This is a genomic window from Streptomyces sp. NPDC006393 (assembly GCF_040628575.1).
In the GTDB taxonomy this organism is placed as follows: Bacteria; Actinomycetota; Actinomycetes; order Streptomycetales; family Streptomycetaceae; genus Streptomyces.
Genome location: NZ_JBEXZD010000043.1, coordinates 22331 through 37356 on the forward strand (window position 1 = coordinate 22331; position 15026 = coordinate 37356).

The window sequence follows — 15026 nt, forward strand, 5'->3', positions numbered from 1 at the left end:
TCCAGGTTGCCGTAGAACAGGAGTGTGCTTTCATGCCGCAGATCACCGTCGACTACTCCGAGCGGCTGGCGGACGCCTTCGACCGCCGTGCCTTCGCGCGGGAGCTGCACGCCCGGACGGTCGAGATCGCGGCCGCCAAGCCCCCCGCGTGCAAGACGCAGTTCCGCCGGACCGAGGACACCACCGTCGGCCCGGACGCCGAGGGCCACGCGATCGTGCACGTCAGCATCGGCCTGCTGGCCGGGCGCACCGACGAGACCAAGGCGCGCCTGACGGAGGCCGTCCTCGAGGCGCTGCGCACGCATGTGAAGCCGGTCGAGGGACTGGCGCTGCACGCGTCGGCCGAGGTGCGCGACCTCGACCCGTCCTACCGGAAGTACGACGCCTAGGGCCCGCGTACTGGCGAGACGCTCTAGGAGGCGAGTGCGACGAGCCGGCCGACCAGGTCCCCGAAGGGGCCGTCGGCCGGCTCTTCCTTGAGGACCGGGCCGATCAGCGCGGCCATCTCCTGGTCGTAGGCGGCGCTGACCGATGCCAGCGCGGCGAAGTCGTGCACGAGCTGGAGCTCCAGCTCGGCGCGCGGGATGCGCCGGCCGTCCAGCCAGATCAGCGCCGTCGACTCGACCAGCGAGATCCACGAGCGGACCACCAGTTCCAGTCGTGGGGGCGCCTCGGTGACCCGCAGATGCGTGAGAATCTGGTCGTACGCGGCCTGGCGCACGGAGTCGATCAGCGCGTTGGTCGTGGAGACGTGGTTGACGTGGTCCTTTGAGCGGACTCCGTCCGCGGGGACCGCCGGGCCACCGCGCATCAGCGCCGAGAAGCCGGGTCCGTGCTCGTCCACGAAGTCGAAGAACCGGTGCATCACACGCAGCAGCCGCGCCCCCAGCGGACCCTCGTGCGGTTCCGCGAACCGGGCCGCCAGATCGTCCGACGCGCGCTTCAACGCCGCCTCGTACAGGCTGAGTTTGCCGGGGAAGTAGTGGTAGACCAGCGGGCGCGATATGCCCGCCGCCGACGCGATCTCGTCGATGGAGACGTCGTCGGGCGAGCGCCGGCTGAACAGTTCGAGGGCGACGCCGATCAGCTGCTGCCGCCGCTCCTCGACTCCCATTCTGCGGCGAACCCCGGTGCTCATGCGAACACCTTACCGATCGGATCCGGCCGCGAACCGGCCGGATCCAGCGCCCGGTTCACAGGCGCCGGTCGCAACGGGCAGTGCGCGCCAGGGCCCTAACGGAGCACGCCGAGCGTACGGCCGTCGGCCAGCGTGCCCTTCAGGTCCGCCCGTGCGCCCTGCCCGGCGCGCACGGCGAGCAGGTTGCCCCGGCCGGTGGCGCGCACCCCGCCGGACGCGCTGACCGACGCGGTCGCCTCGTCGCCCGCCGCGAGCAGGTACCAGGAACCCCCCGCCGACTTCCACAGCACACCGGCCAGCACATGCGGGTCGCGCGCGCCGCACGCGGGCACGTCACCGGCCTTCGCCGCGACCGCGCCGTACTTCCCGCCCGGCGCACGGAACTGGGCCAGCACCCGGGGACCGGCGCCGCGCCAGGTCTCGGCCCGCGTGCACACCCACGAGGCCGGACCGCTCGCGTCGGGCAGCGGCTGCTCGGCGTACCGCCAGGCGTTGACCGACCGCACGCCCTGCCCGCGCACCGCGCCCAGCGAGCAGGCGAACGGCGCCCAGGTGCTCAGCCCCGCCGCGCTCGACGCCTCGCCCGGGGCGGCCGGACGGCCCGTGGTGAGGTGGGCGGGTACCAGTTCCCCCAGGTCGCTCAGGATGTGCGTGCCGTCGTCGCCGGTCAGCTGGAGCACGTTCCACCGGGTGCAGGCGCCCGTCTGCTGGGCCGGACCGGCCAGGGGGCCGGTGACGCCGTCCGTCAGACCCAGGTCCACCGGAGCGGCCGTCGACCGCATGAGGTCCCGCCGGGCCGCCTTCGTCACCCAGGGCGCCGTCAGATAGCGGACGTTGCCGTCGGGGCGGTCCAGGACCACGGCGGACGCCTCCGCGCCGGCGGCGCCGTCGACACGGGCGAAGTCCAGGGCGGCCCCGGCCGTGGACCGCTTCGGCTCGGCATAACGGGCGATGCGCAGCCCGTCGTAGAGGACCACCACGTGCGCGTTGTCGATGTCGCCGGCGTAGAGCAGCTGCGGCGGCCCCGCAGGAGCGCCCGACGCGGTGCCCGGGGTGGCCGAGACATGGACGGACCCGCCGGGCCGGGCCCACACCGCGAGGGCCCGGCGCAGCAGCGCCGTGTCACCGGTCAGGTCGCCGCGCGCCGGCCACACGGAGAAGTCCAGACGGGCCGCGGTCCGCCAGGCGGTGGGCGCCGCCCTGGTCAGCTTGGCCGGGTCGAGGGCGGCCTCGGCGGACGGGTTCCGCGCGTAGGCGGGCGCGGCGGCGCCGTCCGGGCCCCACCCGCCGCCGGGCAGCGCGACCAGCGCACCGCACACGGCGAGCGCGGCGGCGGCGGCCAGCGCGGCCTTGGCGTGCTGCCTGCGCCGCACCAGGTCGGTGGGCCGGGCCTGAAGGGAGCAGGGGTCGAACTCGGGGGAGTCCAGCAGCGCGTACTGCGCGGGCACCCGGTCGGCCTGCCGCAGCGCGGCGCCCGGGTCGGCCACGCCCGCCGCCGACAGCACCTGGCCGACGGCGGCGTCCGGCAGCCGCTCCAGCCCGCGCAGCACATAGGCGGCGCGGGCCGGGCCGGACAGCGCCGCGAGCGTCTGGTCCAGGGCCAGTTCGTCGGCGCCGCCCGACCGCGGGAACAGCCTCAGACCCCACACCTGGGGCAGCAGCGGCGGCAGTTGGCCGCGCCGGGGCCACCGGCCGCGCCCGCGCGGACGGTCCGCGTCCAGTGCCGTCCGTACCACCGCCACCCGCAGGAAGGCATAGCCCGGGTCGGCGTCGCGGCCGGCCGGCTGGGCGGGAATCGCGGACGCCGACGCCCGGCCCCGGGGCAGCGCGCGCTGGGTGAGCGAGTGCGCGGTCAGAACGCGACGGCTGCGGCCGAGGCCCGGCGGGAGCACCAGATAGGCGAGCCGGACGAGCCGCGGGTAGTGCTCGACGAGCGCGGCCTCGGCCTGCTCGACGTCGACGACCGGCTCGGAGGAGGACGAGGGGCGCGGGGCGACATCCTGTGACTGCACGTTCAGCAGAACGAGCGAATCGTTGAATGGTCACCGCCAGACGGGTGACTCAGCCGTCCGGACTCACCAGCAGACGGGCGTAGTTCGCCATGGACCGCTGGTAACGCGGCAGGTGGGGTGCGAGGGCGCCCAGGACGAGCGACAGGCCCTCCCGGTCGCGGCCGAGACCGGACAGGCACAGGGCCAGACAGGCCCGCACCGCGTCGTCCAACTCGTCCGACGGGGCGTCCAGTTCGGGCGTCAACAGCTTGACGCCCTCCTCCGGCTGCCCGGTGTTCCGCAGGGAACTGGCCAGCTGGATCTTCGCCCGGCGGCCCCGGTAGCCGTCGAGACCGCGGGCCAGCGCCTCCCGGTACAGCGGCACGGCCCGGTCCGAGTGCCCGGTGGAGTCCCAGGCGCACGCCTGCTCGAACGGGCCGACGGGACTGTCCGCCGGCAGTTCGGCCACGAGCGCGTCGATCACCGCCCGGAACGCGGACGCCTCGCTCTCGGAGCAGTCGTCGAAACGGGCCCATGCGGCGGCCACGCGGTCTTCCCAGTCCTGGTTCACCGGCCCACCCTCGCACACACGTGCCCCCGGGGCCACGCGATTTGAGTGCTGTGCGCGGCAGAGCCGTATCGAAGGGCGGGGCCCGCGCCGGGGCCCTCCGCGGCATGCTCGGGCTGTGTGCCGACGCAAGGGACCGCCGGAAGCGGAGGAACAGATGAGGGTGACCCGACCGATGCTCGCGGCGGCCGCCGCCGTGGCGGCGGTGGCGCTGGCGGGCTGCGGCTCCGGTGGCGACGCGACCGCGAAGGTGCCGCCGGTGGCGACCGGCAGCCTGGAGAGCCTGGCCGCCGAAGTGAGGTGCAAGCCGGACATCCAGACCGACGCCGACACCATCCGGCAGGCCATCTGCACCACCTCCACCGGCAGGTTCGTCCTCGCCACCTTCTCCACCGACCGCGGCCAGCGCGAGTGGATCAACGAGGCCAAGGACTACGGCGGCTACTACCTCGTCGGCCGCAAGTGGGTCGCCGTCGGCGACGACGGCGTGGTCAGGACGCTGCGCGGCACCCTCGGCGGCGACGTGGAGATCGGCACCGACCACCACGCGCACGCCGGCCACGGCGGCTGAGCCCCGGAACAGGCGGAAGGCCGGCAGCGGGATCCCCCTCCGCCGCCGGCCTTCTCGCTTCCTCTTCCTTCACACCCCGCTACGGGTGTGCGGGTGTGCGGGTGTCAGCACCTGCGCCCGGAGTTGATGCAGTTGGCGATCTTGTTCGCCAGGTTGTTGGTCGTGACGCTGATGAAGTCGTCGTGGTCGGTGATCGGCTTGTGCAGCTGCTCCGGGAAGCCGTCGACCGCGTAGGCGTTCTTCACCTGGCCGTCCTCGATCTGCGGCGGCGTCACCGCGTACACCAGCCGCATCGTCAGCTGCGGAATGGCCTTGAAGCCGTTCTGGCAGTTGCCGTTCGCGTCGGCGAAGGCCACGTGCGTGCGGTGGTTGGCGCTGTCGATGTTCTGGCCGTCCCAGCAGCTCTGGAAGGCGAACGTGCGCACCACGTCGCTGCCGTCGGGGCAGATCGGGTACTTGTCGGTCAGCTGGACCTTGTTCTCGAAGCCGGTGCAGCTCCAGTGCGCGTTGGCGTTGGCCGGACCGTTGGTGAATGCCTTGGCGTCACCGGTGATGATCCGCAGGAACTGCGGCATCGCCACGACCTTGCCGGTCGGGCTGCCGACGTACTTGATCTGGGCCGACTTGGGCGTCAGGATCTTGCCGACGTTGCCCTCCTTGCCGCCTCCGTCGGCGTTCTGGTCGAAGTCCTGCGTGCCGTCCTGCACACGGACCACCGGCCAGTAGTACGCCGACAGGTCGTTCTTGTTCTGGCAGCTGGTGCCGCCCTGGAGGAACGTGTCGTTGCTGGAGAACGCGTCGACCTTCTGGTTGCCGACGTAGTCGTGCAGGTGGTGCGCGCCGTTGGTCACGCCGGGCGCCACGATCACGTTGTCGGTGTTGTGGTTCTTGTTGGCGTTCACACCGCAGCGGGTGGTGAAGGTGCCGGTCGAGGCGTTGCGCATCCTGCGGGGCTTGGCCGGGACGTTGGGCTGGACCGTCGTGATGTCGACGAAGTCGTCCGCGGAGGGGCCGTTGCCGGCCTGGCCGCCGCCACCGCCCTGCTGGCCGTCGCCACCGCCCTGCTGGCCGCCGTCGCTGTTCTGGCCGCCGTTCTGGCCGTCACCGTTCTGCTGCTGACCGTCGCCCTGCTGGCCGTCGCCGTTCTGTTGCTGGTCGCCGGTGTTCTGGCCGTCGCCGCCCTGCTGGCCGCCGCCGTCCTGCTGGTTGTTGTCGGCGGGGGTGCCGGTGCACGCGGTGAGGCCGTCCAGATTGCCCGGGGCCCGGCCGCCCGCCCGGTTGATCTCCAGCACGATCCGGTCGACGATCGCCTTCCGCCGGTCCTTCAGCGGCCCCAGGATGGTGTTCTGGACGAAACTCGCGTCCCTGGCCTGGGCGTCCCGCGTGGTCGCCAGGCGCTGGTAGGCCTCGGTGATCTGGCGGTCGAGGTTGGCGAGCTCGCCGTCGACCTCGCCACGGGCCTGGCGGGGCACGTCGTAGAGTTTCTGGCCGATGTCCGGGCAGGAGATCGTCGCCACCTGGGCGCTCGCTGCCTTCGTCCGGTCCCCCCACGCGTCGTTGTGCGACTCGTGCGCGGATGCGTAGAAGTTCGCCCAGATCAGCCCGCCCCCACCGAGCGCTAGGGCCGCCGATGCGGCTATGGCCTTCGTGGCCAGCGGCGTACGGCGTTTTCGTGTGTTGCGTCCCATGGAACTCCTCTGACTTCCTTGCGGGGCAGCATCGAGGCGCCCGACAGGAGTGAAGCGGCTCCCTTCCATACGGATGCCGTCGCAGAGGTGTTCAGCCGACGCACGAATTGCTTCCGGTCCCGCCGGGCATCAGGCGTACCAACTGGGCTTTTCTGGTGACGAGTTGTCGAACCGCCGGGGGTGGTCGTCAGCGGCGGCCCTCATCGGTGGCCGTCAGCGGCCGCGGTCCGGGGCGGGGGCCGCTTCGGCGTCGGTGTCGGGGTCGGCGTCGGGCAGACCGGACCCCGGCAGCCCGGCGCCCAGGAGCTTGGCCTCCAGTTCCGGGGGCAGCCCCACCGGGGGCAGGTCCGGGCGTCGCGGAGCGGAGCCGCCGATGTCGCGCAGCCAGCTCCAGGTGTCGGCGACCGTCTCCGTGACCGGCCGGCAGCGCAGCCCCGTCGCCACGGCCCGGGAGACGTCCGCGCTGTGCAGCGCGTCGTGCCCCTCGCTGCCCGGGGGCACCCACACGGGCAGCTGGGTCCACGGCTCGATGCCCGCGGCGAGGACGGCCTGCGGATCGGTCCAGCGCAGTTCGGCGTCGGAGCCGGTCGCCCGTACGCACGCGTCGAGCAGCGTGCCCATGGTGGCGTGTCCCTGGGGGCTCATCAGGTTGTACGGGCCGCTCAGCTCCCGTTCCACCGCTCCGAGGATCCATGCGGCGAGGTCGCGGACGTCGACGTACTGAAGGGGCAGGTCCCGGGGGCCGGGCGCCGGCACGGGACCGCCCCGGGCGATCCGGTCCAGCCACCAGGGCAGCCGCCCGATGTTCTCGTACGGCCCGAGGATCAGCCCGGAACGCACCAGCAGCGCGCGGTCGGGCCCGAAGGCGCCGGTCGCGGCCAGTTCGCCGCCCCGCTTGTCGCGGGCGTAGTCCGTCGCGTCGGCGTCGGCGTCGGCGCCCTCGACCAGGGGCGCCTCCTCGGTGTAACCGGCGGGCGGGGCCCAGGCGTAGACGGAGCAGCTCGACACGTACACGTACCGGCCGGCCCGGTCCCGCAGCAGCCGCGCCGCGTCGCGGACCGGGCGGGGCGCGGCCGACCAGGTGTCCACGACGGCGTCCCACTCGCCGTCCCGGCCGTTCTCGCCGTCGTGCGCGGCCAGTGCGGCGAGCCCGTCGGGCGCGGTGCGGTCGCCGGTCAGGGACCGCACCCCGGGGACCGGTGTCCGCCGTCCCCGGTTCAGGACCGTCACATCCCAGCCGCGCCCGACCGCCGCCTCGGCGACGGCCCGTCCCGCGAAGTCCGAACCACCCAGCACCAGAAGTCTCATACCGGTGACTGTGCCCGGTCCGGCGGCGGGAGGGAACTCGGATCTGCCGTCAGCAGACGCCGTGTCAGTGGCCGAGGGGAGGGGCGTACTTGTAGCCGACCCGGCGCACCGTCTGGATCGTCCCGCGGTGCTCGGCGCCCAGCTTGCGGCGGAGGCGGGCGACGTGGACGTCGACGGTGCGGCCGTCGCCCACATGGCCGTAGCCCCAGACCGTGGTGACCAGCTGGTCGCGGGTGTGCACCCGGTGCGGGTGCGCGACCAGGTGGGCGAGCAGCTCGAACTCCAGGTAGGTGAGGTCGAGTTGCCGGCCCGCGACGGCGGCGGTGCGCCGCACGGTGTCGATCCGCACCAGCGGCTCGGCGTCCGCCTCCGGGGAGGCCGGCCCGTCCGCCTCCGGGGAGGCCTGCGCGTCCGCCTCCGGGGAGGGCTGCGCGTCCGCCTCCGTCGGTTCCGGCACCGCGACCGGCAGGAACGGGGGCCGCTGGTCCGCGGGGACCAGCACCAGGTAGCCGACCATCGGCGGCCGGCCGGGCAGGGTGGGCAGGGTGTGCTGCGGGGCGGGCAGCCAGGTGCTGCCCGGCGGCAGGATGTCCGCGACGTCGGCCACCTCGTCCCGGTCGACGGCGCGCAGCCGGTGCCGGGCGGGTGCGGCGAGCGGGGAGGCGGGGGAGAGGGAACGGGAGGCGGAGGAGAGGGAACGGTTGGTCGCCATGAGAGGTCAGCTCTTTCGCGCGAGGAGTTCGTCGGACGGGACGGCGGCCGCGAGTCCGTGGTCGGGCGCGCCGAGGGACGTACGTCGTTTCGCGCTGGCCGAAGGCCGGGGTGTACGGCTTTACAGGGCCCGCGCGTTCAGCGCGCGGCAACACACCCGGTCGAAGTCGTGATGCTGACGGGAAGGCCAGAAGGGCTCGAGGTCATGGCGACCCGTCGCGAGGTGCTTCTGGATGCCGACCATGGCTCCATTGAAGCAGACACTGCGCACGGACAGGACCCGTCTCTCACTGGCTGGACGCATCCTGACGCGGAGTCGGCCCGGCACCGCTCAGCCGGTCAGACGTTTGCGCCAGGTCAGGGGCGTGACGGTGACGGCCCGGCCCGGATCGCCGTCCCAGTCCGTGGACAGCCCCGCCGCTTCCAGGGCCGCGACGACCTCGCGTCCGACGGTCGCCGTGGTCTTCTCGGAGCCGTCGAACCCGCCGTAGTGCAGCGTCAGGCCGTGGCCCTCGGCGGCGGCGCGGGTGGACTGGTGGTGGAAGAACACGAAACCCCGGGTCCTGTCCGGGTCCGTCACCTCGCCCCCGATCTCCGCCATGCCGCAGCCGCGGCAGCAGGTGAAGTCCTCCCGGGCGACGATGCCGGCCCGCTCCAGCGCGGCGAACGCCTCCTCCAGACGGTCGGGGTCGGTGGGGCCGTCCCAGCTCTCCTGCTCGGCGACCCGCTCCAGCCACAGCCGCTCGACGATCTCCCTGGCCTGCGCGGCGGAGACGGCGTCCTCCATCAGGTAGACGGTCTCCTCGACCAGACGCCGGATGCCCAGAGAGCCGTCGGCGAGCATCTCCCGCACATGGCCCTCGGCCCGCGCGGCGACCTCCGGACCGAGCGGGGGAACCTCCTCACGCGGCTCCGGCTCCATGGGCTCCCAGTCCACGTCCGCGTCCCAGCCGGGCTCCTGCCGCGCCCAGCCGGTCAGCAGCCGGGCCACCCGCTCGGGGTCCGTGAGCTGCGCGCCGAAGAACGCGTCCGCGTCGCGCCGGTGTTCCAGCCGCCAGTCCCCGCCCGCCTCGTGCCACACCTGAGCGAACACATCCGGCAGGTCCGGTATCCGCTGAAGCACCAGGAAACGGTCGCCGGCATCCCCGATCCGCAGCACCAGCTCCCGCAGCTCGCCGGCCGTAAGGCGCGTACGGACGCGGTCGTCCTCCGTCCTGACCGTGACGGCCAGGCCCCCGTCGATCTCCATGATCCCACTGTGCCACCCGCCACTGACAACGTGAGGGGCGCCCACCTCGGCGGTGGGCGCCCCTCACATGAACCGGGCGGTGGATCAGACCTGGCCGGCCTTCTCCAGCGCGGTGCAGCAGGTGTCGACCATCAGGCGCGTCACGACGTACGGGTCGACGTTGGCGTTCGGACGGCGGTCCTCGATGTAGCCCTTGCCGTCCTTCTCGACCTGCCAGGGGATGCGGACGGAGGCGCCGCGGTCGGAGACGCCGTAGGAGTACTTGTCCCACGGGGCGGTCTCGTGCAGGCCGGTGAGGCGGTCGTCGATGCCGGCGCCGTAGTTCTTGACGTGGTCCAGCGGCTTGGAGCCCTCGCCGAGCGACTCGCAGGCGGTGATGATCGCGTCGTAGCCCTCGCGCATCGCCTTGGTGGAGAAGTTGGTGTGCGCGCCGGCGCCGTTCCAGTCGCCCTTGACCGGCTTCGGGTCCAGGGTGGCGGAGACGCCGAAGTCCTCGGCGGTGCGGTAGAGCAGCCAGCGGGCCACCCACAGCTGGTCGGCGACCTCCAGCGGGGCGAGCGGGCCGACCTGGAACTCCCACTGGCCCGGCATGACCTCGGCGTTGATGCCGGAGATGCCCAGGCCCGCCTTCAGGCAGTTGTCCAGGTGCTTCTCGACGATCTCGCGGCCGAAGATCTCGTCGGCGCCGACACCGCAGTAGTAGCCGCCCTGGGGGGCCGGGAAGCCGCCCTCGGGGAAGCCCAGCGGGCGGGAGCCGTTGAAGAAGGTGTACTCCTGCTCGATGCCGAAGATCGGCTCCTGGGCGGCGAACCGCTCGGCCACCTCGGCGAGCGCGGCCCGGGTGTTGGAGCGGTGCGGGGTGAGGTCGATGTTCAGGACCTCGCACAGCACGAGGATGTCGTCGCCGCCGCGGATCGGGTCGGGGCAGGAGAGGACCGGCTTGAGCACGAGGTCCGAGGAGTGCCCCTCGGCCTGGTTGGTGGAGGACCCGTCGAAGCCCCACAGCGGCAGCTCGCCGCCCTTGGCGTCGTCGCTGAGGATCTTCGTCTTGGAGCGCAGCTTGGCCGTCGGCGCGGTGCCGTCGATCCAGATGTACTCAGCCTTGAAGCTCACGGGCCACATCCTTCGGGGGTGTCACTCGGGCGCACTTGCGGGTGCTGCGGCGCTGCGGCACCGGAGCGCCGCCGTTGATGCCCGCAGCCTGTCAACGCGCGATTTCCCGGCCGTTGCCCGAGTGTGAACCCCGTGTTACCTGGGGCCGCTGTGTCACGTATCACGTGCTGAGCGCCCGGCCGGCGGGGCGGAGGACCGGCTGGGGGACGGGGCGGGGGACGGAACGGGGGACTGCTCCGCCGCGGCGGCCTGCCGTACCCCGCCGAGAAAGCCCCGGATCGCGGCCAGTTGGTGGTCGTCGTAACCGCGTAGCAGCTCCACCGACCGCTCGATCAGCGGTCCGAAGAAGGACCGGCCCAGTTCGACCGCGCCTTCCTCCACCTCGACGACGACCTTGCGCCGGTCGGCCGCCCCGCGCACCCGCCGCACATGGCCGGCCCCCTCCAGGCGGTCGAGCAGCGCCGTCGTCCCGGCCGAGTTGAGTCCGAGCGCGGCCCCCAGCCGTCCGGCGGTCATCTCCTCGCCCGCCCGCCGGGCGTCCATGAGCGCGATCAGGGCCCGGACGTCCGTCGCGTGCATGCCGTTGCGGCTCGCGAACCGGGCGCTGTGCAGGCCGAGTTCGACGGCGACGGCGCGCAGGAGATGGACGATCTCCATCTCCGGCCGCGTGTCCGGCCGCGCGTCAGGCTGCGCTGCCGTCTCGGATTCCGGCTCGGTCTCCGGCTCGGTCTCCGGCGCCACGAGGGAACCTCCCGCGCTATCGTCTCGTTCAGCGAATATCTTGCTCAACGAGATAATAGGGGGTTGTCCCGTGGCCGGATACGACAGCGACGCCTTCCACGCCGCGTACGGCAAGGTGCTGGCCAAGTGGCCGGCGGACCGCGAGGCGCTGACGGTCGCCACGCCCTTCGGCGACACGCGCGTCAACTCGTGCGGCCCGCGCGAAGCGCCCCCGCTGCTCCTGCTGCCGGGCGGCGGCGGGGCGACCTCCCTCTCCTGGTACGCCCAGGCCGCCGACCTGGCCCGCACCCGCCGGGTGCACGCCGTCGACCTGATCGGCGCGCCCGGGCTGAGCGCCCCGGCCGGCGACCGCCACCCCCGTACGGTCGCCGACCTGGCGGTCTGGCTCGACGCGGTCCTCGACCACCTCGGAGCCCGCCGGGTGGACCTCGGCGGGCACTCCTACGGCGGCTGGATCGCCCTGCACTACGCGCTGCACGCCCGCGGCCGGGTCCGCCGCCTGTTCCTCCTCGATCCGACGCGGTGCTTCGCCGGATTCGAGGCGGCGTACCTGCTGCACGCGCTGCCCATGCTGCTGCGGCCCTCACCGCGCCGCGTCCGCGCCTTCCTGGAATGGGAGACCGGCCCGGCCCCACTGGACCCGGAGTGGCTCCGGCTCCAGGAGGCGGCCGCGGGCTTCCCCTCCACCAGGCCGGTGACCGGCCCGCGCCCGGAACCGGGGGCGCTGCGCGCACTGGAGGTGCCGGTCCTGCTGCTCCTGGCCGGGAACAGCAGGACCCACGACAGCCACCGGGTGGCGGCCAGGGCGGGCGCGACGCTGCCGCGCGGGGAGACCGACGTACTGCCGGACGTCTCGCACCACGCGCTGCCGCAGGGCGCGCCGGCCGGGCTGGGCCGCCGCCTCACGGGTTTCCTGGAGGCGGGCTGAGCGTCCTCTCGTCACCCCACCTTCTCGATCAGCGCGTGCCGGATCAGGAACTTGCCGGACTCGCGGACCTGTTCGAAGGCCGCGTTGTTGAGGAGCACGCAACTACCGGACACCGACGTGACCTTCACCGTCGTCGACTTGTTGTTGTCGAGGTTGGTGACCTTCAGCGTCGTACCCGCCGGGAACTGGTTGCTGGACGCCGCCGGGGCACCGCCCTCGCCCGAGAGCGTGACGGTGGAGCCCTGGCAGACCTGCTGCCCGGAGGCAGCGCCCCCGGCGCCGGAGTTTCCCGCCGCACCGGTCTGCGCGGGTTGCGAAGGCTGCGCTGCCTGCCCGCCGCCGGCCTGCTGTCCGCCCTGCTGCCCGTTCTGCGCTTGCTGTCCGTTCTGCGCCTGCCCGCCGGTCTGGGAGTCCTGAGCCGACTCCCCAACCGTGCAGCCGGACGCGGCCTGCTTGCGCTTGATCTCCTCGATGACCGCCTGGCGGTTGGCGATCCGGGCCTCGGACTGGGCGTCCGGGTTGGCCTTCTGCCCGTCGATGAACTTCTGGTTGTTGCCGAGGGCGGTGGCGAGTCCCTGGCAGACGGTCGAGTCCCCGGCGGACAGGGTGCGCGGGCTCTGCGGCTGTGCGGCGTTGGACGTGGCCGCCAGTGCGAAGGCCCCGCCTCCCGCCACCGCCGCCGCGCCGACCAGCAGCGCGATCTTCTTCTTCGTACTGAGGGTTCTCCTGCGCGACATGCGCGCCTCCTGAAGAGGTAGGGGAGCGTACGCCGCTATGTACGAGATGCCGAACGAGGTTACTCAGCGGTTGCGGGAGTCGGTCGAAGTAACGTGCGTCACAAGGAAACTGACGGAGGGCTAAGGAAGCCGACGGAAGGCGAAGGAAGCCGACGGAAGGCGAAGGAAGCCGACGGAAGCCGGAGGCGGCTCAGCCCTTCCGCCCGAGCGCGTCACGCACCGCGTCCTCCGTCCGCGCCACCACCGCCGTGCCGTCGTCGGCCGTGATGATGGGACGCTGGATCAGCTTCGGGTGCGTGGCCAGCGCGCCGATCCAGCGGTCGCGCGCACCGGCGTCCCGCGGCCACTCCTTCAGGCCGAGCTCCTTGGCGTCGGCCTCCTGGGTACGGGTGATGTCCCACGGCTCCAGCCCGAGCCGGTCGAGCACCGCCCGGATCTCGTCCTCGGTGGGTACGTCCTCCAGGTAGCGGCGGACGGTGTAGTCGGCGCCCTCGGCGTCGAGCAGGCTGATCGCGCTGCGGCACTTCGAACAGGCCGGGTTGATCCAGATCTCCATGGCGCCACGGTACGCGAAAACTCGTCTTCCGCCTGCGTCACACCAGCCTCGACAGCCTTGTGGCCAGGGGGTTTTGTCAGTGGCCGGCAGTAGAATAGAAGCAGTGTTCGAGGGTGTCGCCGGGGTCGCCGTGGTCCCCGTGGAGCACCCCCACGCGACAGGAGGATGCCTGTGCCCGCTGCCGCACTGAAGCCGAAGCCGTTGCCGACCCAGTCCACCGCGAAGCGTCCCGTCCTGCTCGACCTGCCGTACGCCCCCGTGGAGAAGCGGCCGTTGCCGGCCGGACGTCCGCGGGAGTGGTACGTCACGCACAACCGCCGCCTGAAGGCCCTGCGGCTCGCCATCGCCCTGCTCGACTCCGGTGTCTATCTGCCGGGTCAGGCGCGCGACGAGACGATACGGAGCACGGCCGAACTCATCGGTGTGCACCCGCCGTCGGACACCACCTGTCACATGGTGCGCGCGCTCATGCGGTACTCCCGCTGAGCCGCCGCCGGCCGGTCCGGGCACTCACCCGGACCGGCCGGCGAACCGAACCTGCCTACGCCGCCAGCTCCTTCTCCAGCGGTGTGCGGAAACGCGGCGTCACCCTGGTCGGGCCGAGCAGCTCCTGGAGGAGGCGGGCCTGCTCGGTGACGGCCGTCTCCGCCTCGCGGCCGGTGTTCTTCGGGTCCAGCAGCCGCCAGGCGATCTCGCCGTCGGGGCGCTGGGCCCAGGCGCCGACCACCCGGCCGTTCCACCACACCGTGGGGCCCACGTTGCCGCTGCGGTCGAAGAGCGCGGGCCGCAGCTCCGGCGCGAGATACCAGTCGCGCTGCTGCCAGCCCATGGCCGTCGGGTCGAGAGCGGGCAGCAGGGCCGCCCACGGTTCCCGGGGGACCGCCACCGGATCCGTGTCGCCGGCGACCACGTACCCCGTGCCCTCGTCGAGGGACACCTCCTGCGCGCCCATCGCCGCCAGCGCGCGCCGCACCTCCGTCACCCGCCAGCCCGTCCACCACTTCAGGTCGGCCTCGGTCGCCGGTCCGCAGGCCGCCAGCCAGCGGCGCAGCAGATCCTTCTGGGCGTCCGCGACGTCCAGCTCGGGATGCTCGGGCGCGAGGGCCCAGCGGAACTGCGTGGACGTCCAGGAACCGAGCGGCCGGCCGCGTACGACCTTGCCCTCGACCCCCAGCAGGCGCAGCAGCCGGGACGACACCGTGTGCACGCCCTCGTAGCTCTTGCCCGGCGCGTACGCGAACTGCTCCCGCAGCCGCGGCTCGTCCTCGGCGAGCTCGGCCGCCGTGGCCTGACCGCGCCGGGCCAGGGCCGCCAGCGTCGACTCCTCGACCTCCTTCAGCCAGGCCGCGTCCGGCGCGCCCACCGCCGCCATGTCCTTGATCAGCTGCGAGCGGGCGCGGGCGGCGACGGCGATTCCGGTGGAGGCGTGCACCACGGCGGTCAGCTCCGCCGGGAACACGAAGACCGTGTGCCGCATGCCGTGCATCCGCACCAGCGCGCGGTCCTCGTACAGCGCCCGCTCCGTCCGCGGCACCGCCGTCACCGGATCGGCCAGACGCGCGGCCACCCCCAGGTACACCGTCGCGGGGTCCGTGCCGTGCAGTGCCACCAGGGACGTCGCGACCTCCTCCGGACCGCCCGCCCGTGCTCCGGCGGCCAGCCGGTGCCGCAGGGCCAGCCTGGCCCGCCGCTCGGCGACGTCGACGTACCGAATCGGATGCCCCATG

At 73.0% G+C, this 15026-nt stretch carries 16 protein-coding genes; 4 read left to right on the forward strand and 12 right to left on the reverse strand.

The genetic code is table 11. The features are described 5' to 3' along the window. Positions 1-32: 32 nt before the first annotated feature. A complete protein-coding gene (locus tag ABZ484_RS19485) occupies positions 33-389 on the forward strand; it encodes a 5-carboxymethyl-2-hydroxymuconate Delta-isomerase (RefSeq protein ID WP_358867131.1) in 357 nt (118 codons plus the stop codon). Positions 390-412: 23 nt separating this feature from the next. Here the strand turns inward: ABZ484_RS19485 and ABZ484_RS19490 are convergent, their stop codons facing one another. From ABZ484_RS19490 to ABZ484_RS19500, 3 genes are all read right to left on the reverse strand, one after another. Beyond that, on the reverse strand, positions 413-1138 hold the full coding sequence (locus ABZ484_RS19490; RefSeq protein WP_358867132.1) for a TetR/AcrR family transcriptional regulator: 726 nt from the start codon (positions 1136-1138) through the stop codon (positions 413-415). Positions 1139-1233: 95 nt separating this feature from the next. After that, positions 1234-3150, reverse strand: coding sequence for a hypothetical protein (locus ABZ484_RS19495; protein ID WP_358867133.1), 1917 nt, complete (start codon positions 3148-3150; stop codon positions 1234-1236). A gap of 49 nt (positions 3151-3199) precedes the next feature. After that, a complete protein-coding gene (locus ABZ484_RS19500; protein ID WP_358867167.1) occupies positions 3200-3718 on the reverse strand; it encodes a tetratricopeptide repeat protein in 519 nt (172 codons plus the stop codon). Between the two features lie 136 nt (positions 3719-3854). Here ABZ484_RS19500 and ABZ484_RS19505 point away from each other — a divergent pair, with 136 nt between their 5' ends. Further along, entirely contained in the window at positions 3855-4268 is a 414-nt protein-coding gene (locus ABZ484_RS19505; RefSeq protein WP_358867134.1) for a hypothetical protein, read from the forward strand. A 104-nt stretch (positions 4269-4372) separates the two neighbouring features. Here the strand turns inward: ABZ484_RS19505 and ABZ484_RS19510 are convergent, their stop codons facing one another. The 6 genes from ABZ484_RS19510 to ABZ484_RS19535 form a co-directional block, all read right to left on the reverse strand. Next, positions 4373-5956 carry a DUF1996 domain-containing protein gene (locus tag ABZ484_RS19510; protein WP_358867135.1) on the reverse strand — a complete coding sequence of 528 codons (1584 nt, stop codon included), beginning with the start codon at positions 5954-5956 and terminating at the stop codon, positions 4373-4375. A 213-nt stretch (positions 5957-6169) separates the two neighbouring features. Then, on the reverse strand, positions 6170-7264 hold the full coding sequence (locus ABZ484_RS19515) for an NAD-dependent epimerase/dehydratase family protein (protein ID WP_358867136.1): 1095 nt from the start codon (positions 7262-7264) through the stop codon (positions 6170-6172). Positions 7265-7328: 64 nt separating this feature from the next. Then, complete coding sequence (locus tag ABZ484_RS19520; protein ID WP_358867137.1) at positions 7329-7976, reverse strand: winged helix-turn-helix domain-containing protein; 648 nt, start codon at positions 7974-7976, stop codon at positions 7329-7331. A 330-nt stretch (positions 7977-8306) separates the two neighbouring features. Then, positions 8307-9224, reverse strand: a complete 918-nt coding sequence (locus ABZ484_RS19525) for a hypothetical protein (protein ID WP_358867138.1) — start codon at positions 9222-9224, stop codon at positions 8307-8309. Between the two features lie 84 nt (positions 9225-9308). Continuing rightward, positions 9309-10337, reverse strand: coding sequence for a glutamine synthetase (gene glnII, locus ABZ484_RS19530; protein WP_358867139.1), 1029 nt, complete (start codon positions 10335-10337; stop codon positions 9309-9311). Positions 10338-10490: 153 nt separating this feature from the next. After that, a complete protein-coding gene (locus tag ABZ484_RS19535; protein ID WP_358867168.1) occupies positions 10491-10994 on the reverse strand; it encodes a helix-turn-helix domain-containing protein in 504 nt (167 codons plus the stop codon). Positions 10995-11148: 154 nt separating this feature from the next. On the opposite strand from ABZ484_RS19535, the gene ABZ484_RS19540 reads away from it, so the two are divergent. Continuing rightward, the gene (locus tag ABZ484_RS19540; RefSeq protein WP_358867140.1) at positions 11149-12006 is read left to right on the forward strand and encodes an alpha/beta fold hydrolase; all 858 of its coding nucleotides are present in this window, start codon (positions 11149-11151) and stop codon (positions 12004-12006) included. Between the two features lie 11 nt (positions 12007-12017). On the opposite strand, the gene ABZ484_RS19545 is transcribed toward ABZ484_RS19540, so the two are convergent. Continuing rightward, positions 12018-12743, reverse strand: a complete 726-nt coding sequence (locus ABZ484_RS19545) for a hypothetical protein (RefSeq protein WP_358867141.1) — start codon at positions 12741-12743, stop codon at positions 12018-12020. A gap of 190 nt (positions 12744-12933) precedes the next feature. Beyond that, entirely contained in the window at positions 12934-13299 is a 366-nt protein-coding gene (locus tag ABZ484_RS19550) for an arsenate reductase family protein (RefSeq protein WP_358867142.1), read from the reverse strand. A gap of 171 nt (positions 13300-13470) precedes the next feature. Between ABZ484_RS19550 and ABZ484_RS19555 the strand changes: the two genes are divergently transcribed. Then, positions 13471-13785 (forward strand): hypothetical protein, encoded by a 315-nt coding sequence (locus ABZ484_RS19555; RefSeq protein ID WP_358867143.1) that lies wholly within the window; start codon positions 13471-13473, stop codon positions 13783-13785. Between the two features lie 55 nt (positions 13786-13840). Here ABZ484_RS19555 and ABZ484_RS19560 read toward each other — a convergent pair whose 3' ends face one another. Then, on the reverse strand, positions 13841-15025 hold the full coding sequence (locus ABZ484_RS19560; RefSeq protein WP_358867144.1) for a winged helix DNA-binding domain-containing protein: 1185 nt from the start codon (positions 15023-15025) through the stop codon (positions 13841-13843). Position 15026: the final 1 nt, after the last annotated feature.